This window comes from Nocardioides panacisoli, from assembly GCF_039537325.1.
GTDB lineage: Bacteria > Actinomycetota > Actinomycetes > Propionibacteriales > Nocardioidaceae > Nocardioides > Nocardioides panacisoli.
Window position 1 is genome coordinate 73282 of the sequence record NZ_BAABAH010000017.1, and the last position, 19961, is coordinate 93242.

Genomic DNA, 19961 nt, shown 5'->3' on the forward strand with positions numbered 1-19961 from the left:
CTCTTCCCCGAGATCGCGCGCCCCCAGCCCCTAGGGGAGCAGGAGGCAGCTGTCCCCGAACTCGTGCCACAGGTACCCCGCCGAAGTCGCGGCTCGGTAGGCGGCCTGGGTGAGCTCCGGCCCGGTGACGGCCTCGACGAGGAGCAGGTGCGACGCCTCGGGGTCGTGCCAGCCCGTCACCAGGCCGCGGATCACCTCCGGCGGGTCGGCAGGGGTGACCACGCGGGTCGTCCAGCCGCGCCGCGCGACCACGCGGCCGTCCTCGACGGCGGACTCGATCGCCCGGGTGGCGGTGGTGCCGACGGCGACCACCCGACCGCCACCGGCGCGTGCCGCGTTGACGATCGCCGCCGTCGACGCCGGCACGGCGAACCGCTCCGCCTGCGGCGCCTCGCCCGCCTCCTGCGAGGAGACCCCGGTGTGCAGCGTCACGGGGGCGACCATCACGCCCTGCGCGACCAGCCGGGTCACCAGTGACTCGGTGAACGGCCGGCCGGCGGAGGGCATCTCCGCGCTGCCCGGGCGGTGGCCGAACACGGTCTGGTAGTCGCCGAGGGGATAGCGGTCGCCCAGGTAGCCGTAGGCGATCGGTCGCCCGTAGCGGCGCGCGGCCTGCGCCGGGTCGGCCCCGGACGGCTCGGCCCGCCAGAGCCGGTTGCCCTTCCCGGTCGGGGAGGACCCGGGCTCGGGGTACGGGGACGCGAGCCGGAAGGTCGTCGTACCGGCGGCAACCGAGACGACGTCGCCGGCCTCGGCGTCGAGCAGGGCGCGGTCGGCGTCGGGTGCGCGGCGCAGCTCGACCACCCAGGAGCCGTCGTCCAGCGGCGTGGCCAGGTGCACGACGACCGCGCCGTGCCGGTCCGAGACGGCGTCCAGCTGCGCAGCAACGGTCGCCGAGTCGTTGACGACGAGGACGTCGCCGGGGTGGAGGTGCTCGGAGAGGTGGTGGAAGCGGGTGTGGGTGATCCCGCGCTCGCCGTCGGCGACCAGCAGCCGCACCCTGTCCCGGGCGACTCCGCGGCGCTCGGCCGGAGCGGGCGCGAACCGGCTCTGCGGTGCGTCGAAGACGGTGCTGGGGTGCTCGCGGAGCAGCGGCATTCTCAGGCCACCGCCCCGGTGGGCACGGCGATGTCGGCGGCGCGGTAGCGGCCGGCCCGCGGCCGCTCGTCGAGCAGCGCCAGCAGGCGCGGCACGACCGTCTCGGGCAGCGGCCGGTCGGAGATGTCCTCGCCGGCGAACCACTGCTGGTGCATGTCGGTGCGCATGTCGCCGGGATCGACGGCGTACGCCGTGATCTCCGGGTGCTCGGCGCCGATCTGGAGCGTGACGTGGTCGAGCGCGGCCTTGGACGCGCTGTAGAGGCCCCACCCCGCGTGGTGCTCGACCGCTGCGTCGGAGGAGATCGACAGCAGCACACCGCGTGCGTCGAGGAGTGGTCGGAGCAGCAGGGACGTGAGCACCAGCGGTGCGCCGACGTTGTGGCGCCAGACCTGCTGGAGGTCCTCGGGGGTGGTGTCGGTGAGCACGCGGTAGGGAGCCTCTCCCGAGGTTGGTCCGAGCAGGCTGGCGTTGTGGACCAGCAGGTCCAGCCGCCCGTGCCGGGCGACCGCGGCGGCGAGGTCGGCGCGGTGCTCCGCGTCGGTGATGTCGCCGGCCAGGGCCGTGACGGCGTCCTCGGGGAGGTCTGCGACCGAGGCCGCGAGCCGGCCGGCATGACGCGCGTCGGTGATGACCTGCCAGCCGCGGGCGGCGAGTGCGTGGACGAGGGCTCGGCCGAGGCCGGCGCTCCCGCCGGTGACGAGTGCGATCTTCGTTGTCATGGGACGATCGTGAAACTTCAAGTTCACTTGATGTCAAGCGACCGCCGAGAGTGACGCGTGGAGTCCGACGGAGCGGAGTCGGTTCCGTTCACGGTCTCCGACACGGCCGCAGCGGACCCCGAGGACTGGGTGATGAACGAGGTCGGCATCAACTACAACGCCCCGGCGGTGCTCCACTTCGCGTTGCTGTCGTCCCACTGACCAGGCGGTCGCATCTGGCAGGGTGGGCCCATGGCGCAGGCAGGCTTCGTGGGGGCCATCGACCAGGGCACGACGAGCACGCGGTTCATGGTGTTCGACCATGCCGGGACCGTGGTGGCGCGCCACCAGCTCGAGCACGAGCAGCTCCTGCCGCGCGCCGGGTGGGTGGAGCACAACCCGGTCGAGATCTGGGAGCGCACGTCAGCGGTCGTGCAGACCGCTCTCGGCAAGGCCGGTCTCGGCGCGGCCGACCTCGCCGCCGTCGGCATCACCAACCAGCGGGAGACCACCCTGGTCTGGGACCGCCGCACCGGCCGGCCGCTGCACAACGCGATCGTCTGGCAGGACACCCGTACGGACGCGATCGCGGCCGCGCTCGACCGGGACGGCCGGGGCGACGTGATCCGGCAGCGGGCCGGGCTGCCGCCGGCGACGTACTTCTCCGGCGGCAAGCTGAAGTGGATCCTCGACAACGTCGACGGCGTACGCGCGGCAGCGGAGCGTGGCGACGCACTCTTCGGGACGCCGGACACCTGGCTGCTGTGGCACCTCACCGGCGGCCCCGACGGGGGCGTGCACGTCACCGACGTGACCAACGCGAGCCGCACGATGCTGATGGACCTCGAGACGCTGGACTGGGACGACGAGCTGCTGGGCTTCTTCGACGTGCCGCGATCGATGCTGCCGACGATCCGGGAGTCGTCGGCGGGGAGCAGGGGCGAGCACGGCGTCACCCGGGCGAGCGGCCCGTTCGGCGGCGAGGTCCCGCTCACCGGCATCCTCGGCGACCAGCAGGCCGCCACCGTGGGCCAGGTGTGCTTCGCCCCGGGCGAGGCTAAGAACACCTACGGCACCGGCAACTTCATGCTCCTCAACACCGGCACCGAGATCGTCCGTTCGAAGGCCGGCCTGCTCACGACGCCTGCCTACCAGCTCGGTGACGAGCCGTGCGTCTACGCGCTCGAGGGGTCGATCGCGGTGACGGGATCGGCGGTGCAGTGGCTGCGCGACCAGCTCGGGATCATCAGCGGGGCCGCGCAGTCCGAGGCCCTCGCGCGCCAGGTCGAGGACAACGGCGGCGTGTACTTCGTGCCGGCCTTCTCCGGCCTGTTCGCGCCGTACTGGCGCTCCGACGCGCGCGGCGCGATCGTCGGGCTGTCGCGGTTCAACACCAACGCCCACGTCGCGCGGGCGACCCTCGAGGCGATCTGCTACCAGTCCCGCGACGTCGTCGAGGCGATGTGCAAGGACTCCGGGGTCCAGCTCGAGGTGCTCAAGGTCGACGGCGGGGTCACCGCCAACGAGCTGTGCATGCAGATCCAGGCCGACGTCCTCGGGGTGCCGGTGAGCCGGCCGGTGGTCGCCGAGACGACCGCGCTGGGAGCGGCGTACGCCGCCGGTCTCTCCGTCGGGTTCTGGCGCAGCACCGACGAGCTGCGCAGCAACTGGGCCGAGGACCGGCGCTGGGAGCCCCGGTGGGACGAGGAGCGGCGCGCCGAGGGCTACCGCCGCTGGCTGATGGCCGTGGAGCGCACCCTCGACTGGGTGGAGGTCGACTGAGCGCGCTATAACGCGCTATAGCGGCTCTGAACTGCTATACACGCTCGACAGTGCTCGCCTTTGTCGGCGGGGGAGGGCAGGCTGCGGGCATGGCCGACCGGAAGGAGAACCCCTACCGCCCGGGGTTCAACCAGCCTCCGGTGGTGTTCGCCGGCCGCTCCGACGTGCTCGACGGCGCCGCCGAGGCGCTGGAGATCGCCGCGTACGACGGCCGCACGCCGCGGCCCCTGATCCTGGTCGGCCCGCGCGGGGTGGGGAAGACCGCGACCCTGGGTGAGATCGCCGAGCTCGCCGCCGAGCGGCATGCCTGGCCGACCGTGCACGTCGAGGCGAAGGTCGCCGGCCGGATGCTGCCCGAGCTCTCGGCGCGGCTGCGGGCCGCCGACCGGCTGCTGTCCGGCGAGGCGCCGGGGGAGCGACCGCGGCGACCGCGGGTCACCGGCGGCAAGCTCGAGGCCCGAGCGTTCGGTGTGGGCGCGGAGCTCCAGATCGAGGCCCAGGACCGGCGTGCGGACGACTCGCTGGCCGGCGCACTGACCGCGACGATGTCGACGGCCCTGCGTCGCCGCGCGGGGCTGGTGGTCACGATCGACGAGCTGCACAGCGCCGAGCCGGACGAGATCGCCGAGCTGTTCGGCACGATCCAGGAGAACGTGCCCACGGGTTGGCCGCTGGTCGTTGCCGTGGCCGCGCTCCCGACGCTCCGAGAGTCGCGGGGCCGGCGCCGGCCGCCGACGTACCTCGAGCGCGCCGAGTGGCACGACCTCGACACCCTGCCCCCGGACGAGGCCAGGGAGGCCCTCGGCGGGCCGGCCGCCCAGTCCGGCCGTCCGATGTCGCCCGAGGCGCTCGAGCTGCTGCTCGGCCACACCGGCGGCTATCCCTACGCGATCCAGGTCGCCGGGCACTTCGCGTGGCGGGCGTCCCACGGGAGCAGGACGATCGAGGCCCGGCACGCGCGGGACGCCGTACCCCGGATCGAGGCGGACCTCGCGCACCTGTTCCGGTCGCGGTGGGACGACGCCAGCCCCAAGGAGCAGGACTACCTGCGCGCGATGGCCGCCGTGGACGGCAAGGGCGAGGTGCCCAAGGGCGGGTCGGTCGCGGCCGAGCTCGGGGTGCCGGTCACGTCGGTGTCCTATCTGCGGGCGCGGTTGCTGCGCAAGGGCACCATCTACCGGCAGGCCGGCGGTGCGCTGCACTTCATCACCCCCGGCATGGGCGCGTGGATCCGGTCGCTGGAAGAGTGAGGGCATGAACCCCGCAGCGCTCTCGCCACGGGCTCGCACGGCCGCCCTCAAGCGGCTGAGGACCCAGCCGCTCGACGTGCTCGTGATCGGCGGCGGTGTCGTGGGCGGCGGGGCGGCACTGGACGCGGCGACCCGGGGCCTCTCCGTCGGGCTGGTCGAGGCCCGCGACTTCGCCTCCGGCACGTCGAGCCGCAGCTCGAAGCTGATCCACGGCGGGCTGCGCTACCTGGAGATGATGGACTTCCGGCTGGTCGCCGAGGCGCTCAAGGAACGCGGCCTGCTGATGCAACGGCTGGCGCCGCACCTGGTGCGGCCCGTCCCGTTCCTCTATCCGCTCCACGGCCGCGGCTGGGAGCGGTGGTACGCCGGCTCGGGCGTCGCGCTGTACGACGCGATGTCGAAGGCCAGCGGCTACGGCTCGACCACGCCGGTCCACCGGCACCTGACCCGGACCGGCGCCCGCAAGGCGTTCCCCTCCCTGCGCAAGGACGCCCTGGTCGGCGCGATCCGCTACTACGACGCGCAGGTCGACGACGCCCGGCACACGATGTTCCTCGCCCGCACCGCGGCGACGTACGGCGCTGCCGTCGCGTCGCGCACCCGCGTGCTGGGGCTGCTCAAGGAGAGCGAGCGGGTCGTGGGCGCCGAGGTGATCGACCTCGAGACGGGCGACCGGTTCGAGATCCGTGCCTCGCAGGTGATCAACGCGACCGGCGTGTGGACCGACGAGACCCAGGCGATGGCTCGTGAGCGCGGCCAGTTCCACGTCCGGGCGAGCAAGGGCATCCACCTCGTGGTGCCGCGGGACCGGATCCGCGGCGAGACCGGCCTGATCCTGCGCACCGAGACCTCCGTCCTGTTCGTGATCCCGTGGAAGCGGCACTGGATCATCGGCACCACCGACACCGACTGGGCGCTGTCCAAGGACCACCCCGCGGCGAGCTCCCGCGACATCGACTACCTGCTCGCGCAGGTGAACCGGGTGCTCGAGGTGCCGTTGACCCGCGACGACGTCGAGGGCGTCTATGCGGGCCTGCGACCGCTGCTGCGCGGCGAGGACGAGGCGACGTCGAAGCTCTCCCGCGAGCACGCGGTCGCGCACTCGGTGCCGGGGCTCGTGGTTGTGGCCGGCGGCAAGTACACGACCTACCGGGTGATGGCCAAGGACGCCGTCGACGAGGCCGTGCACGGCCTGGAGTCCGTCCTCGGACGCGCGGTCGGCGACTGCGTCACCGAGACGGTCCCGCTCGTGGGGGCCGACGGCTACCAGGCCCTGTGGAACCAGCGCCGGACGCTGGCCACGCAGTCGTCCATCCCGGTGAACCGGGTCGAGCACCTGCTCCAGCGCTACGGATCGCTCGTGCTCGAGGTGCTCAACCTGGTCGCCGCCGAGCCCGAGCTGGCCGAGCCGCTGCCCGGTGCGGAGGACTACCTCAGGGTCGAGGCGGTCTACGCCGTCACCCACGAGGGCGCCCGGCACCTGGACGACGTACTGACCCGCAGGATGCGGATCTCGATCGAGACGTTCGACCGCGGTGTCGCGGCGGCGCCGTACGTCGCGGAGCTGGTGCGGGGTCACCTCGGCTGGGACACCGCGCAGACCCAGCGGGAGCTGGAGCACTACCTGAAGCGGGTCGAGGCCGAGCGGGAGAGCCAGCGACAGCCCGACGACCTCACCGCCGACGCCGCCCGCAAGGGCGCACCCGACGTGGTGCCGGTGACGCACGTCGAGTCCCTCGTCGACTGACGACCTAGGCTCGGGACCATGGACCTCCACCTCAAGGACCGGGTCTTCATCGTCACCGGCGGCACGCGCGGCCTCGGCCGGGCGACCGCCGAGGAGCTCGTGGCCGGCGGCGCCAACGTGGTGCTGTCCGGCCGTCGCCAGGAGCAGCTCGACGACGCCGTGACCGCGCTGTGCGAGGTCGACGGCCGTGACTGCGCGCTGGGCGTGCTCGCCGACAACGCCGACGCCACGACGCCGGGCCGGCTGGTCTCCGCTGCCCAGGACCACTGGGGCCGGCTCGACGGCGCGCTCATCAGCGTCGGTGGCCCGCCGGCCGGGCCGGTCACGACGATGACCGACGAGCAGTGGACCGGGGCGTTCGAGTCGGTCTTCCTCGGCGCGGTCCGCCTCGCCCGCGAGATCGGAGCGGCGCTCGGCGAGGACGGCGCGATCGCGCTGGTGCTGTCGACCAGCGTCAAGGAACCGGTCGAGAACCTCGGCATCTCCAACGGGCTCCGGCCGGGCCTGGCGATGGTCGCCAAGTCGCTCGCGGACGAGCTCGGCCCGCGCGGCGTACGCGTCAACGGGCTGCTGCCGGGACGGATCGCCACCGACCGGGTGGCGGAGCTGGACGCGGCGACCGGTGATGCGGAGGCCGCCCACCAGCGCTGGAGCCAGCGGATCCCGCTGCGGCGCTACGGAGCGCCGGCGGAGTTCGGCCGGGTGGCTGCGTTCCTGCTGTCGTCCGCCGCGTCCTTCGTCACCGGCGTGATGGTGCCGGTCGACGGCGGGATGACGCGGGCGATCTAGAGCTCGGCGTCTGCCGCGGTCTCGTCGTCGGCCTTCGTCGTACGACGGCGCTCGCCGCGGGGCCCGTGCTTCCGCTCGTCCCAGGCGAGGTAGCCCATGCCGCCGACGGCGAGCAGGCCGAAGAACCACCACTGCAGGCCGTAGAAGAAGTGCGGCCCCTCGCCCAGGTCCGGCTCCTCCGGCGGGCCGAGCGGATCTGCCGCCGGTGGGTCCTCGGTCAGCATCTCGACGAAGCCGCCGTAGACCTTCTCGTCGAGCGCGTCGCCGATCGCGACGCTGGAGATCGAGCGCGTGGAGTGGTCGGTGACCTGCGTGCTGTCGCCGGTGCCGTCGACCCGCACCCAGCCGGTGATGGTGACGGTGCCGGTCGGGGGAGCGGGCAGCGATGCGGGGTCGATCCCGGGGTCGGTGGTCTCGAACCAGCCACGGTCGACGAGCAGTGCCGTGCCGTCGGCGGTGACGAGCGGCACGACCGCGTCCACGCCGGGCGTCCCGTGCTCGTCGGTCCGGTAGCGGACGACGATCGTGCTCGCCGGGTCGTAGACGCCCGTTGCGGTGACCACGGTGTATTCATCGGTCTCGGCCACCGGCTGGTCCGGCGCGAGCACGGAGGCGACCGGCTGCGGGTCCTGGTGGGCGTTGGCCTCGATGATGGCGTTCTCGGCCCTCCTGTCGTGGAGCCGGTGGAATTGCCACTCGCCGAGCCACCAGGCGGCGTACGCCAGCAGGACCACCACGAGGAAGAAGAGGACCCAGCGCCGGCTCAGCAGAAACCGCCACGACGCCAGCCACTCACGCACGGCGCCCAACCTAGACGCAACCCCCCCGCCTACACTGGCCGGGTGCAGGTGCAGCCGCTCGTCGATCGCTTCGGCCGGGTAGCGACCGACCTCCGGGTCTCGCTGACCGACCGCTGCAACCTGCGCTGCACCTATTGCATGCCCGCGGAGGGCCTCGACTGGCTGCCCGGCGACGAGCAGCTGACCGACGACGAGGTCGTCCGGCTGATCGGCGTGGCGGTGCAGCGGCTCGGCGTGCGGGAGGTCCGGTTCACCGGCGGTGAGCCGCTGGTCCGCCGTGGTCTGGTCGACATCGTCGCCCGCACCCATGCGCTGGACCCGACCGTCGAGACGTCCCTGACGACCAACGCCCTCGGGCTCGCGCGGCTGGCGCCGGCGCTCGCCGAGGCCGGCCTGGACCGGGTGAACGTCAGTCTCGACACCGTGCGCCCCGACACGTTCTCAGCCATCACCCGCCGGGACCGGTTCGAGGACGTCGTCGCCGGGCTGGCCGCCGCGGACGCCGCGGGGCTCGGGCCGGTGAAGGTCAACGCCGTGCTGCTGCGCGGCGTGAACGACGACCAGGCGCCCGAGCTGCTCGGGTGGTGCCTCGAGCGCGGCTACCAGCTGCGCTTCATCGAGCAGATGCCGCTCGACGCCCAGCACGGCTGGTCGCGCGAGGCGATGGTCACCGCCGACGAGATCTTCGCCGCCCTCGAGCAGGAGTTCGCCCTGACCCCCGCGCGGGAGCCGCGGGGGAGCGCGCCTGCCGAGCTCTTCCTCGTCGACGGTGGTCCTGCGACCGTCGGCGTGATCGCGTCGGTCACCCGTCCGTTCTGCGGCGACTGCGACCGGGTCCGGCTCACCGCCGACGGACAGGTCCGCAACTGCCTGTTCGCCCGTGAGGAGTCCGACCTCCGCGTCGCGATGCGCTCCGGCGCCTCCGACGCCGACCTCGCCGAGCGCTGGCTGGTCGCCATGGCCGGCAAGGCCCCCGGCCACGGCATCGACGACCCCACCTTCCTGCAGCCCGACCGCCCCATGTCGGCCATCGGCGGTTGAGTCGAGTGGGGGTCTCCGCCGTCGGCCCCACTCGACCGGGCGTCGGGGCCTACTCGACCGGGTGGTCGTGGCGGATGCGCACCAGCGGCGCACCGTCGGGGACCTTCGTGCGCGGCCAGCGACGGCGGTAGCTCTCCAACGCCCGGGCGTAGCCGTCGTCGGCGTCGCGGAGGACCACACCTTCGCCCGCGGTCCACCGGCCGTCCCGGAGTACGGCGACCGGCGCGGCGGTCCGGAGGTTGCGCCACCACCGCTTGCTCTCCGGGCGACCGGGAAGGACAACCAGGCCGTCGTCGTCGGCGGCGTACATCACGGGCAGCTCGATCGCCCGGCCGCTGGTGACGCCCCGCACCCGCAGACCGAGGAGGGCACCGGAGAACGGGGTCCGCCGCGTGCCGAGCAGCGCCAGCAGGACCCGGTTGTGAGGCGCCACGCCGTCCAGGGAGGGCAGCGCCCAGCCGAGGACCGCGCCGAGTGCCGCCCCGGCGACGAGGCCCGTGACGGTGCCGTCGCCGACCACGGCGGCCGTCGGCCAGTCGCTGCCGGGGACGGACGCACCGAGGAACATCAGGGCCATCACCGGCATCCAGGCGACGGCGTTGAGACCGACCCACCGCCACGGGTGCGGTAGCTGCCGGCGAAGGGCGAGGGCCTGACCGGCTCCGAGCAGGGCGCCCATCGTGGCGCCGAGCGCCGCGGCGCCAGGGAGGACCAGCCACAGCGCCGGTCCGGCGCTGTCGTCCGAGCCCGGTCCCGAGAGCGCTGCGGGGAGCGAGCCGGCCGCCCAGCCGACGCCTGCGACGGCGACCGTGACGAGCACGTAGGCGGTGGTGCGCAGGCGGGGCCGCCAGGAGCGGAGGCCGGACGCCTGGGCCAACCCGAGGGCGGTGCCCTCGACGAGCCCGCCGGCCACGATGATCGCCACGGTGGCGATCGTCCGGCGGACGTTCGTCGGGTCCCCGACCGCCGCGTTGGACACGCAGCTCGCCGCTGCCGCCGCGGACATCCCGACCGCCTCGGCGGCCGCGCACAGCGCGATCCACTGCCGGATCGGCGCCGCGGCGACGGGTCGATCGAGCGACGGAGCGCGCGTGGGTCCTGTCGTGGCCATCGGCTCACCTCCCCACAGGCCGATCACCTCCACGGTGGACCGCGGGGTGTCCTGTCGGAAGGGCCGAAGGTCTCAGGCGTGCGGGAGGGTGTCCCGGAGGAACCCGCGCGCGCCGAGGAACGTCTCGAGGCCCTCGCGGTGATCGTGGCAGGAGAGCCAGACCTTGCGGCGGTCGGGCGTGTGGATCTTCGGGTTGTTCCAGAGCAGCTGCCAGGTGGCGGGCTCCCGGCAACCCTTCGCCGAGCAGACGTCGGGCTCGGTGGCGGGCTGCTCGTCAACCACCGTGCGGGCCGACCTGCGGCGGGAGGTCGCCGCCCCCGGTGAGCGGCAGGGTGTCGATCCGGCTGTCGGTGGCGTTCGCCATCACGACCGCGATGTAGGGGAGGATCAGGGCCCCGCCGACGAGGATCGGCCACAGCCAGTTGATCCCGGCGATGCCGGCGATCACCGCGCCGATGAAGCAGAGCACGCGGATGCCCATCGAGATCAGGTAGCGCCGCTGCCGCCGTGCCAGATCGGCCTGCCGGCTGCGGCCGGCAGTGGTGATCCTGATGGGGGCGTCGGCCATGCCGCCAGCCTACGCCGCGGGCCCCGGGCGTCCACCCGCACTAGGCTCTGCCCATGAGCAACCGCACCTACCGCGTCACCGAGATCGTCGGCACGTCCCCCGACGGCATCGACCAGGCCATCCGCAACGCCATCGAGCGGGCGAGCAACACGCTGCGCCACCTCGACTGGTTCGAGGTCACGCAGGTCCGCGGCCAGATCAAGGACGGCGAGGTCGAGCACTTCCAGGTCGGCATGAAGGTCGGCTTCCGGCTCGAGGACGAGGCCTGACCGCTTTTGTGGGGTTCTCACAAAGAACGCCGGGGAAGTTGCTGTCCACCTAGGGCGAACCGACCGTGGGCCGCGACTAGCGTTGTGGACTGTGAGCGAACCCACAACGGGACCGAGGTCGGTTCTCGTCACCGGAGGCAATCGCGGCATCGGCCGTGCGATCGCCGAGGCCTTCCTTGCGCAGGGAGACCTCGTCGCGGTCACGACCCGCAGCGGAGGCGCGCCTGACGGCGCGCTCGAGCTCAAGGCGGACGTGACCGACGCGTCGTCCATCGACGGCGCGTTCGCCGACGCCGAGGCCGCCCACGGTCCGGTGGAGATCGTGGTCGCGAACGCCGGCATCACGCGGGACACGCTCCTGCTGCGGATGTCGGAGGACGACTGGGCCGACGTGCTCGACACCAACCTCACCGGGTCGTTCCACGTCGTGCGTCGTGCGGCGAAGGGCATGCTCCGGCTGCGGCGGGGACGGATCGTCCTGGTCTCCAGCGTGGTCGGGCTGCTCGGGTCGCCCGGCCAGGTGAACTACGCCGCCTCCAAGGCCGGTCTCGTGGGCATGGCTCGCTCCCTGGCGCGCGAGCTCGGGCCGCGCGGCATCACCGCCAACGTCGTCGCCCCCGGGTACGTCGACACCGACATGACCGCCGCGCTCAGCGACGAGCAGAAGGCCGCGATCAGGGACCGGGTCCCGCTCGGCCGCTACGCGAGCCCCGCGGAGGTGGCCGATGCGGTCACCTGGCTCGCGAGCGAGCGGGCGGCGTACGTCACCGGCGCCGTGATCCCGGTCGACGGCGGACTCGGGATGGGGCACTGATGAGCGCGCCGCAGCTGCTGGCCGGCAAGAACATCCTGGTCACCGGTGTGACCATGGACAGCTCGATCGGGTTCGCGATCGCCCGCTGCGCCCAGGAGTACGGCGCCCGCGTGCTCATCTCCAACTTCGGCCAGGCGCTCCGGATCACTCGCCGGATCGCCAAGCGGCTGCCCGAGGAGCCGCCCGTCCTCGAGCTGGACGTGACCGACCCCGAGCACCTCGCCGGCCTACCCGACGTGCTCCGCGAGCACCTCGGGGACGACGCGCGGCTCGACGGCGTGGTCCACTCGATCGCCTACGGCAACCCGGAGACGCTGCTCGGCGGCAAGTTCCTCGACGGCCCCTGGGAGGACGTCGCCCGCGCGATCGAGGTGTCGGCGTACTCCCTCAAGGCGCTGACCGTCGCCTGCCGCCCGCTGCTCGGGGACGGCTCCTCGGTCGTGGGCCTGACCTTCGACGCGAGCGTCGCCTGGCCGGTCTACGACTGGATGGGCGTCGCCAAGGCGGGCCTGGAGTCGACGTCCCGCTACCTCGCTCGCGACCTCGGCGCCGACGGCATCCGGGTCAACCTGGTCTCCGCCGGGCCGCTGCGCACCCTCGCCGCCAAGGCGATCCCCGGCTTCGAGGACCTCGAGACGATGTGGAAGACCCGCGCCCCGCTCGGCTGGGACAACGCGGACACCCAGCCCACGGCCCGCGCGGTCTGTGCCCTGCTGTCCGACCTGTTCCCGGCGACGACCGGCGAGATCGTGCACGTCGACGGCGGCTTCCACGCGATGGGCGCCTAGGGCTCCTCGACGGGTCGCCGGGGCGACCTCCCCGACCACCACCGGGCAGCCAGGGTCATCAGCGCCCAGATCGCGATGACGATGACGAGCTCGGCGGCGAGGTACCACGGCCAGGGGCCGAGCAGATCCAGGACGCTCCCGTCCGGCTTGCGCTGCAGGTAGCCGTAGTTGGTGCCGGCGAGGCCGTTGAAGGTCATGGCCACGGCCGCCCAGAGGAGCGTGGCTGCCACCGTCGTCACCAGGTCCCGCCAGCGCGGCGCCAGCCGCAGCACCCCCACGAGGTAGACGGCCGCTGCCACCTCCATCAGGTGCAGCGCCCAGAACGCAAGGAACCGAGGGTCGGGGAAGTCCTCGGCGAGGGACGGGGTGAGGAGCGCCTGCGAGGACAGCAGGCCGCCCCAGAAGAAGGTGAGCGCGACCGGGAGCGGCCGGAGCGTCCACAGCGCCAGCACGACGGCGACCCAGGTGAGCCGGCAGATGTGCAGGGGCAGGGAGACGCCGAGGTCGAAGTCGACGACGAACGTGGCGGCCTGGAACAGGCCGATCGCGGCGACGAGGACGGCCCACGCCCGGCGGAAAGACCTCGATCCGGGCACCTGGGTACTCACCCCCTCAGCATGGACCGTGCGCACCCTAGGATGCGGCCATGGCCCCTCCCCGTCGTCTGGTCATCGTGCGTCACGCGAAGGCCGAGCCGTACGCCGACACCGACGCGGAGCGTCGCTTGGCCGACCGCGGTCGCAAGGACGCCGCGGCCGCGGGGGCGTGGCTGAAGACCCAGGAGGTGGCCCCCGACCGCGCGCTGGTGTCCGGTGCGGCGCGCACCCGGGAGACCTGGGCCCTGCTCGCCGAGGCGGCGGGCTGGCACGTCGAGGCCGACTACGACGACGCGCTCTACGGCGCCGACGAGGACACGGTGCTCGACCTGCTGCGCGCCGCTGACGAGTCGACCGGCACGATCGCGGTCGTCGGGCACAACCCGACGGTCGGGATGCTCGCGCAGCTGCTCGACGACGGCGACGGCGACCCGGAGGCGGTGGACAGCCTGATGCTCGGCTACCCGACCTCGGCGGTCACGGTGTTCGACGTGCCGGTCCCGTGGTCGCGCCTCGGTCCGGGCTGCGCGACGCTGCGTGCGTTCGAGGTCGGCCGCGGCTGAACCTCGGCGCCGGTCAGACCGGGGGAGCGGGGGTGGTGATGCCCGCCTCGGCGTCGGCGGCCTCGATCTCCTCGCGGGTGATGCCGAGCAGGTACATGATCGTGTCCAGGTAGGGCACGTTGATCGTCGTGTCCGCCGCCGCTCGCACGACCGGTCGCGCGTTGTAGGCGATGCCCAGGCCGGCGGCCTCCAGCATGTCGAGGTCGTTGGCGCCGTCGCCGATCGCGATCGTCGCCGAGACCGGCACCCCGAGGTCGGCCGCGAACTCCAGCAGCGCCCGGGCCTTCCCGGCGCGGTCCACGACGTCGCCGAGCACCTCGCCGGTCAGCTTGCCGTCGACGATCTCGAGCGCGTTCGCGCGCGACCGGTGGATGCCGAGGTCGGCGGCGAGCCGGTCCGTGATCTGGCTGAACCCGCCGGAGACGATCGCGAACCGGTAGCCGAGCCGCCGCAGGCTGCGGACCAGGGTCCGGGCGCCGGGGTTGACCACGATCGCGTCGTACACCTCGTCGAGGACCGACGCGTCGAGCCCGGCCAGGAGCCGCACCCGCGCCCGCAGCGACTCCTCGAAGTCGATCTCGCCGCGCATCGCGGCCTCGGTGACGGCGGCGACCTCCTTCTCGAAGCCGGCGTGGGCGGCGAGCATCTCGATCACCTCGCCCTGGATGAGCGTGGAGTCGACGTCCATGACGATCAGCCGGATCCCGTGCCGCAGCATGGTGGCGGCCTGGACCGCGATGTCGATGCCGTGCTCGACGGCCTCCCGCGCCAGCAGCGTGCGGAGCCGCTCCGGCGGTGCGCCGGAGACGTGCAGCTCGATCGCGGTGACCGGGTACCTCGCCATCCGGTCGATCCGGTCGATGTTGCCACCGCAGTCGGCGATCCGGCCCGCGATCGCGGCCATCGCCGCCGCCTTGAGCGGGGCGCCGATGACGGTCACGTGGGAGCGACCCTGCCGGCGTTCGCGGTTGTCGCCGGTGCCCTTCTCGAAGTCGACGGTCATCTCGAGCGCCGCCGCCGTCTCCTCGACCGTACGGCGCAGCTTCTTCCCGTCCCGCGGCGCGGTGACGAGCACGCCCAGCACCAGCCGGCGGCGGAGCAGTATCTGCTCCACGTCGAGCACGTGCACACCGGCGTGCGACAGCGCCGTGAACACGGCCGATGTGACGCCGGGCCGGTCCTTCCCGGTCAGCGTGATCAGCAGGGTGTCGTCGGGCTCGCTCATCGCGCCCGCAGCGTACCGGCAGGGTCCGGCGGCCAGCCGTCGGGCGAGAACGCGGCGGTGAGCCCGCGCCGGACCGCGCGGTCGAGCGGGAGCAGCGCGTCGCGTCGGGCGGCCATCTCGCCGGCGCTGACCGCGGCGCCCTCATCGGCCAGCGCGACGTCGACCACGACCGCCAGGTGCAGCGCGCGGCGGGCCAGGTCGTGCGCGCGGACGGGCACACCCGGCGGTGCCGGGACCGGTGCGCCGCCGCGCAGGTCGTGGAGCAGGTCGGCCACCTCGGGTCGCCAGCGCGCCACGTCGAGGCGGGCGAGCCCGTCGGCCGTCTCGCGTACGGCGACCCGCAGCTCGCGGTCCGCCTCGCCCAGGTCCGACGGCGGCCGGCGGGCGGCCTCGTGCACCGTCCACTCGACCGCCCGGCCGACGGTCGTCGGCACCCACCCGGACCCGGCGCCGAGCAGCAGCACCGCCTCCCCGGCATCGACCGCGGCCGTCGTGAAGGCGGCCGGCCCGCGCAGGCCGACGGGGTCGCCGGGAGCCGGGAACGCGGCCCCGACCAGGTCGGCGCCCGCGTTGCGGGCCGCGGCGAGCGCGGGCACCAGGGCCTCGCCGGCGACGACGTGCGCCGCGTCGTCGGCGAGGACGGCGTCGAGGAGCTGGTCGGGCGCGATCAGGCCGCGCAGCCAGGCCGTGCCCCACCACGCGAGCCGGCCGGCAACGGGGATCGCGGCGAGGGAGGACGTCACGCCCGGCGACGATAACCGGCTCCCGGTCACGTGACCCAGACCATTAGGGTTTGGGCCATGTCCGCCGTCCTGGAGCTCGCCGACGTGACCGTGCGACGAGGACAGGCGACGCTTCTCGATCGCGTGACCTGGGTCGTCAAGGACGGCGAGCGCTGGGTGGTCCTCGGCCCCAACGGCGCCGGCAAGACGACCCTCCTGCAGGTCGCCGCCGCGCAGCTGTACCCGACCTCGGGCGCGGTCGGCATCCTGGGGGAGCTGCTCGGGACCATCGACGTCTTCGAGCTGCGGCCGCGGATCGGCGTCAGCAGCGCCGCCGTCGCCGAGCGCATCCCGCGGGGGGAGACCGTCCGCGACCTGGTGGTCTCGGCCTCGTACGCCGTCCTCGGCCGCTGGAACGAGGAGTACGACGACCTCGACCACGCGCGCGCCGACGGCCTGCTGCGCGAGGTCGGCGTCGCCCACCTCGCCGATCGCACCTTCGGGACGCTGAGCGAGGGCGAGCGCAAGCGGGTCCAGATCGCGCGGGCGCTGATGACCGACCCCGAGCTGCTGCTGCTGGACGAGCCCGGCGGCGGTCTCGACCTCGGAGGCCGCGAGGACCTCGTGTCCACCCTGTCGGTGCTCGCCTACGACCCGGCGTCGCCCGCGACGGTGCTGGTCTCGCACCACGTCGAGGAGATCCCACCGGGCTTCACCCACGTCCTGATGCTGCGCGACGGCCGGGTCGTCGCTGCGGGCCCGATCGAGGAGACGATGGACGCCTCGGTCCTGTCGGCGACGTTCGGGATGCCCCTGTCGCTCGAGCACGTCGACGGCCGCTATGCCGCCCGGCGACGGCACCGCCACCGATAGCAGGGGTTGAGTCGCGACCGCACGGATAGGCTGCAGGCATGGACTGGCTGCGCGACCATCTCTGGGAGGCGTGGCTGGCGATCGGCATCGCACTCGGACTTGCCGAGCTGCTGAGCCTCGACCTGTTCCTCCTCATGCTCGGTGTCGGTGCGCTCGGCGGCATGGCGACGGCGCTGGTGACCGACAGCGTGATCGCCCAGCTGGTCGTGGCCTGCGTCGTCGCGGTCGCCATGGTCGGCGCGGTGCGGCCGCCACTGATCCGCCGGCTGCACGGCGGCCCGGACCTCGTGCTCGGGCCCGCCTCCCTCGTCGGCCACCGGGGCGTCGTCACCCAGGCGATCGAGGAGCACGCCCCCGGCCGGGTCAAGGTCGAGGGCGAGAGCTGGCTCGCCGAGTCCCCGGGCGCAGAGGCCCAGATCGCCATCGGCCGCACGGTCGAGGTCATCGACATCCAGGGCGCGACCGTGTTCGTCCGTCCCGTTCAAGAAGGAGCGAGCTGATGGTCTACCTGGTGCTGCCGATCCTGGTGGTTCTCTTCGTCATCGTCGTCGTCGCGAAGGCGATCCGCGTGGTGCCCCAGGCGCGCGCCGGCATCGTCGAGCGGTTCGGCAAGTACAAGGAGACGCTGCCGGCCGGCCTCAACTTCGTGGTGCCCTTCGTCGACAAGGTGCGCTACATGATCGACCTGCGCGAGCAGGTCGTCAGCTTCCCGCCGCAAGGCTCGATCACCGAGGACAACCTGACCGTCGACATCGACACCGTCCTGTACTTCCAGGTGACCGACCCGATCGCGGCGACGTACGAGATCGCCAACTACATCCAGGCGATCGAGCAGCTCACGATGACGACGCTGCGCAACGTCATCGGCGGCATGGACCTGGAGCAGGCGCTGACCAGCCGCGAGCAGATCAACGCCGCGCTGTCCGCCGTCCTCGACGAGGCCACCGGCCGCTGGGGCATCAAGGTCAAGCGGGTGGAGATCAAGGGCATCGAGGTGCCGCCGTCGATCAAGGACGCGATGGAGAAGCAGATGCGCGCCGACCGCGACAAGCGCGCGCTGATCCTCACCGCCGAGGGCCAGCGGCAGTCCGCGATCCTCACCGCCGAGGGTGGCAAGCAGTCCGCGATCCTCACCGCCGAGGGTGAGCGCGAGTCGCGGATCCTGCGGGCCCAGGCCGACCGGGAGGCCGCGATCCTGAGGGCGCAAGGTGAGGGGCAGGCCATCCAGACGGTCTTCCAGGCGATCCACGACGGGCAGCCGGACCAGTCGCTGCTGGCCTACCAGTACCTCCAGATGATGCCGCGGATCGCCCAGGGCGAGTCCAACAAGCTCTGGATCATCCCGAGCGAGATCACCGAGGCGATGAAGGGCCTCGGGTCCACGCTCAAGGACCTGCCGGGCATCCCCAAGCAGACCGAGGGCCCGCTGACCCGGGTCGACCTCGGTCCGGCCGGACCGGGGGCCGCCGAGATCGACGAGACCGTCAACTCCGCCCGGGCCGAGGTCGAGGCCGCGATCAAGGCGGCCGAGGACGCCGCCCACCCCGGTCGCCCGGTCGACCCCGACGAGCCGGCTCAGTGAGCACGCCTCCTCCGCCGCCGCCGAACCCGTACGGCGGCGAGCAGCCCAACCCCTACGGCGGCCAGCAGCAGCCCAACCCCTACGGCGGTGGCGCTCCCTACGGCGGTGGCGCGCCCTACGGCGGCTACCCGGGCTACGGCTACACGCCGCCGAAGCCGACCAACGGGATGGCGATCGCGTCGTTGGTGGTCAGCCTCGCGGGGCTGCTCACCTGCGGCCTCGCCGGAGCGGTCGGCGCGATCCTCGGGCACGTCGCGAAGCGCCAGATCCGGGCCCGCGACCAGGCCGGCGACGGCCTCGCGCTCGCCGGGATCATCGTCGGCTGGGTGGTGTTCGTGCTCGGCGTGGTCGGCACGATCCTCTACGTCGTGTTCATCGTCTGGGCGGTCAACCAGACGCCGGACTGCTCCTACGACGACCAGGGCTACTACACCTGCAGCTGACGCCTCAGTCGACGTACGTCGTCCGCCAGCGCTCGATCTCCTCGTAGGCGCGGTCCCGCGCTCCCTGCCGGGACAGCACCACGTCGTGCACCGCGCCCGGGACCTGGACGTAGGTCACGTGCCGCCCGATCGACGAGGCCCACTGCTTGATCTGCCTGACGTCGAGCACGATGTCGCTCTGGTGCACGTCGGCGCCCATCTCGCGCGGCCAGTGGGTGCGGTCCGAGGACAGCACCAGCACGGGGGCGCGGACGTCGAGACCGCGGTGGACCCGGGCGTGCCCGACGCGGATCGCGCGGAGCCAGCCGAACCGGATCGGGAACGAGTCCAGCGGCTTCCAGCTGAGGTCGAAGGTCCACTCGCCCTCGTGGTCGCTGTGGAGGCTGCGCCCGTAGAACCCCGGCACCTCGCGGTTCATCACGCGCATCGGCTGGAAGCGTCCGAGCCGGTCGAGGGTCATCTTGGCGAGCGGACTCCGCAGCCACGCCGGGCCCTGGAGGTCCAGCCACGGCGAGTTGAGCAGCAGGCCGGCGAGCTCCTTCGGCTTCCGGTCGTGCGCCCACAGCGCCACGACGAGGCCGCCCGTCGAGTGGCCGGACAGGATCACCCGCTCGTTGCCGTCACGGACCGTGATCCGCTCCCAGGCGGCGTCGAGGTCGGCGAAGTACTCGTCGAGGTCCGCGACGTACGTCGGCGTCTGGTGCGGCCGGATCGACCGGCCGTACTTGCGCAGGTCCAGCCCGTAGGGCCGGTGCCCGCGCTCCAGCCACCAGTCGCTCCAGGCCGTGTGGAAGAAGTAGTCCGAGAACCCGTGGACGTGCAGCACCGCCCGGCTCACCGTGGTGGGCACGGGGCGGGTGACGAGCGTGGCGACGACCTGGCCCTCCACGTCGGGCTCCAGCTCGATGGTCTCCGCGAGCCACGGCTCGCCCAGCACGTCGGTGACGGCTCCGGTCATCACGTCCTCGGTCACGGTGAGATTCTGCCACTGAAGCAGGAGGCCGGCGGACAGGCAGTCGGGGCTTGCCGGGTCGATCGCTGATCGCCGGCGGCATCGTCGAGCTGGTGCTCCCTAGCTGTAGTTCCCCGTGAGGTTGTGAACGCGGTCGGCGGGGGCGAGGCCTCCGATGCCGGTGTGGGGTCGGTGATGATTGTAGAAGTGGACCCAGTCGGCGTAGGTCGCTGAGCGGGCCTCGTCG

At 73.0% G+C, this 19961-nt stretch carries 25 protein-coding genes; 14 read left to right on the forward strand and 11 right to left on the reverse strand.

Features of this window, described 5'->3' with window-relative positions; translation table 11 throughout:
* Positions 1–30: 30 nt before the first annotated feature.
* Entirely contained in the window at positions 31–1098 is a 1068-nt protein-coding gene (locus ABD709_RS18660; RefSeq protein WP_344778245.1) for an S-adenosylmethionine:tRNA ribosyltransferase-isomerase, read from the reverse strand.
* 2 nt (positions 1099–1100) lie between these two features.
* A complete protein-coding gene (locus ABD709_RS18665) occupies positions 1101–1820 on the reverse strand; it encodes an SDR family NAD(P)-dependent oxidoreductase (RefSeq protein ID WP_344778247.1) in 720 nt (239 codons plus the stop codon).
* A 57-nt stretch (positions 1821–1877) separates the two neighbouring features.
* On the opposite strand from ABD709_RS18665, the gene ABD709_RS18670 reads away from it, so the two are divergent.
* The 5 genes from ABD709_RS18670 to ABD709_RS18690 all read left to right on the forward strand — a co-directional run bounded on the left by ABD709_RS18670 (position 1878) and on the right by ABD709_RS18690 (position 7367).
* Positions 1878–2021, forward strand: a complete 144-nt coding sequence (locus ABD709_RS18670; protein ID WP_344778249.1) for a hypothetical protein — start codon at positions 1878–1880, stop codon at positions 2019–2021.
* A 30-nt stretch (positions 2022–2051) separates the two neighbouring features.
* A complete protein-coding gene (gene glpK / locus ABD709_RS18675; RefSeq protein WP_344778251.1) occupies positions 2052–3581 on the forward strand; it encodes a glycerol kinase GlpK in 1530 nt (509 codons plus the stop codon).
* 89 nt (positions 3582–3670) lie between these two features.
* Positions 3671–4831 (forward strand): ATP-binding protein, encoded by a 1161-nt coding sequence (locus tag ABD709_RS18680; protein WP_344778253.1) that lies wholly within the window; start codon positions 3671–3673, stop codon positions 4829–4831.
* A gap of 4 nt (positions 4832–4835) precedes the next feature.
* A complete protein-coding gene (locus tag ABD709_RS18685) occupies positions 4836–6578 on the forward strand; it encodes a glycerol-3-phosphate dehydrogenase/oxidase (RefSeq protein ID WP_344778255.1) in 1743 nt (580 codons plus the stop codon).
* A gap of 18 nt (positions 6579–6596) precedes the next feature.
* Entirely contained in the window at positions 6597–7367 is a 771-nt protein-coding gene (locus ABD709_RS18690; RefSeq protein WP_344778257.1) for an SDR family oxidoreductase, read from the forward strand.
* On the opposite strand, the gene ABD709_RS18695 is transcribed toward ABD709_RS18690, so the two are convergent.
* On the reverse strand, positions 7364–8167 hold the full coding sequence (locus ABD709_RS18695) for an SURF1 family cytochrome oxidase biogenesis protein (RefSeq protein ID WP_344778259.1): 804 nt from the start codon (positions 8165–8167) through the stop codon (positions 7364–7366). The two genes, ABD709_RS18690 and ABD709_RS18695, sit on opposite strands and share 4 nt — an antisense overlap.
* 42 nt (positions 8168–8209) lie before the next feature.
* Here ABD709_RS18695 and moaA point away from each other — a divergent pair, with 42 nt between their 5' ends.
* Positions 8210–9208 (forward strand): GTP 3',8-cyclase MoaA, encoded by a 999-nt coding sequence (gene moaA / locus ABD709_RS18700; protein ID WP_344778260.1) that lies wholly within the window; start codon positions 8210–8212, stop codon positions 9206–9208.
* Positions 9209–9257: 49 nt separating this feature from the next.
* On the opposite strand, the gene ABD709_RS18705 is transcribed toward moaA, so the two are convergent.
* The 3 genes from ABD709_RS18705 to ABD709_RS18715 form a co-directional block, all read right to left on the reverse strand.
* A complete protein-coding gene (locus ABD709_RS18705; protein WP_344778262.1) occupies positions 9258–10319 on the reverse strand; it encodes a PNPOx family protein in 1062 nt (353 codons plus the stop codon).
* Between the two features lie 72 nt (positions 10320–10391).
* A complete protein-coding gene (locus tag ABD709_RS18710) occupies positions 10392–10601 on the reverse strand; it encodes an acetone carboxylase (RefSeq protein WP_344778264.1) in 210 nt (69 codons plus the stop codon).
* Positions 10594–10887 carry a DUF3099 domain-containing protein gene (locus tag ABD709_RS18715; RefSeq protein ID WP_344778266.1) on the reverse strand — a complete coding sequence of 98 codons (294 nt, stop codon included), beginning with the start codon at positions 10885–10887 and terminating at the stop codon, positions 10594–10596. Before ABD709_RS18715 ends, ABD709_RS18710 begins: the two co-directional genes overlap by 8 nt.
* Before the next feature lie 53 nt (positions 10888–10940).
* On the opposite strand from ABD709_RS18715, the gene ABD709_RS18720 reads away from it, so the two are divergent.
* From ABD709_RS18720 to fabI, 3 genes are all read left to right on the forward strand, one after another.
* Positions 10941–11156 (forward strand): dodecin, encoded by a 216-nt coding sequence (locus tag ABD709_RS18720; protein ID WP_344778268.1) that lies wholly within the window; start codon positions 10941–10943, stop codon positions 11154–11156.
* 91 nt (positions 11157–11247) lie between these two features.
* Positions 11248–11970, forward strand: a complete 723-nt coding sequence (locus ABD709_RS18725; RefSeq protein WP_344778270.1) for a beta-ketoacyl-ACP reductase — start codon at positions 11248–11250, stop codon at positions 11968–11970.
* Positions 11970–12758 (forward strand): enoyl-ACP reductase FabI, encoded by a 789-nt coding sequence (fabI, locus tag ABD709_RS18730; protein ID WP_344778272.1) that lies wholly within the window; start codon positions 11970–11972, stop codon positions 12756–12758. The genes ABD709_RS18725 and fabI overlap by 1 nt, the downstream gene beginning before the upstream one ends.
* Here fabI and ABD709_RS18735 read toward each other — a convergent pair.
* A complete protein-coding gene (locus ABD709_RS18735; RefSeq protein ID WP_344778274.1) occupies positions 12755–13366 on the reverse strand; it encodes a YwaF family protein in 612 nt (203 codons plus the stop codon). The genes fabI and ABD709_RS18735 overlap by 4 nt on opposite strands.
* Positions 13367–13404: 38 nt before the next feature.
* Between ABD709_RS18735 and ABD709_RS18740 the strand changes: the two genes are divergently transcribed.
* Positions 13405–13917 carry a SixA phosphatase family protein gene (locus ABD709_RS18740; RefSeq protein ID WP_344778276.1) on the forward strand — a complete coding sequence of 171 codons (513 nt, stop codon included), beginning with the start codon at positions 13405–13407 and terminating at the stop codon, positions 13915–13917.
* 13 nt (positions 13918–13930) lie between these two features.
* On the opposite strand, the gene serB is transcribed toward ABD709_RS18740, so the two are convergent.
* Both serB and ABD709_RS18750 read right to left on the reverse strand, forming a co-directional pair.
* Positions 13931–15142 (reverse strand): phosphoserine phosphatase SerB, encoded by a 1212-nt coding sequence (gene serB / locus ABD709_RS18745; protein WP_344778278.1) that lies wholly within the window; start codon positions 15140–15142, stop codon positions 13931–13933.
* Positions 15139–15885, reverse strand: a complete 747-nt coding sequence (locus ABD709_RS18750; RefSeq protein ID WP_344778280.1) for a hypothetical protein — start codon at positions 15883–15885, stop codon at positions 15139–15141. The genes serB and ABD709_RS18750 overlap by 4 nt, the downstream gene beginning before the upstream one ends.
* A 57-nt stretch (positions 15886–15942) precedes the next feature.
* Between ABD709_RS18750 and ABD709_RS18755 the strand changes: the two genes are divergently transcribed.
* The 4 genes from ABD709_RS18755 to ABD709_RS18770 are packed head-to-tail and all read left to right on the forward strand — an operon-like array spanning position 15943 to position 18762.
* Positions 15943–16737, forward strand: a complete 795-nt coding sequence (locus ABD709_RS18755) for an ABC transporter ATP-binding protein (RefSeq protein WP_344778282.1) — start codon at positions 15943–15945, stop codon at positions 16735–16737.
* 38 nt (positions 16738–16775) lie between these two features.
* Entirely contained in the window at positions 16776–17237 is a 462-nt protein-coding gene (locus ABD709_RS18760; protein WP_344778284.1) for an NfeD family protein, read from the forward strand.
* Positions 17237–18319, forward strand: a complete 1083-nt coding sequence (locus tag ABD709_RS18765) for an SPFH domain-containing protein (protein WP_344778286.1) — start codon at positions 17237–17239, stop codon at positions 18317–18319. Before ABD709_RS18760 ends, ABD709_RS18765 begins: the two co-directional genes overlap by 1 nt.
* A complete protein-coding gene (locus ABD709_RS18770) occupies positions 18316–18762 on the forward strand; it encodes a DUF4190 domain-containing protein (protein WP_344778288.1) in 447 nt (148 codons plus the stop codon). Before ABD709_RS18765 ends, ABD709_RS18770 begins: the two co-directional genes overlap by 4 nt.
* A gap of 4 nt (positions 18763–18766) precedes the next feature.
* On the opposite strand, the gene ABD709_RS18775 is transcribed toward ABD709_RS18770, so the two are convergent.
* A complete protein-coding gene (locus ABD709_RS18775) occupies positions 18767–19735 on the reverse strand; it encodes an alpha/beta hydrolase (RefSeq protein ID WP_344778290.1) in 969 nt (322 codons plus the stop codon).
* A gap of 99 nt (positions 19736–19834) precedes the next feature.
* On the reverse strand, positions 19835–19961 hold a 127-nt coding region (locus tag ABD709_RS18780; protein ID WP_344778308.1), incomplete at its 5' end, for an integrase core domain-containing protein.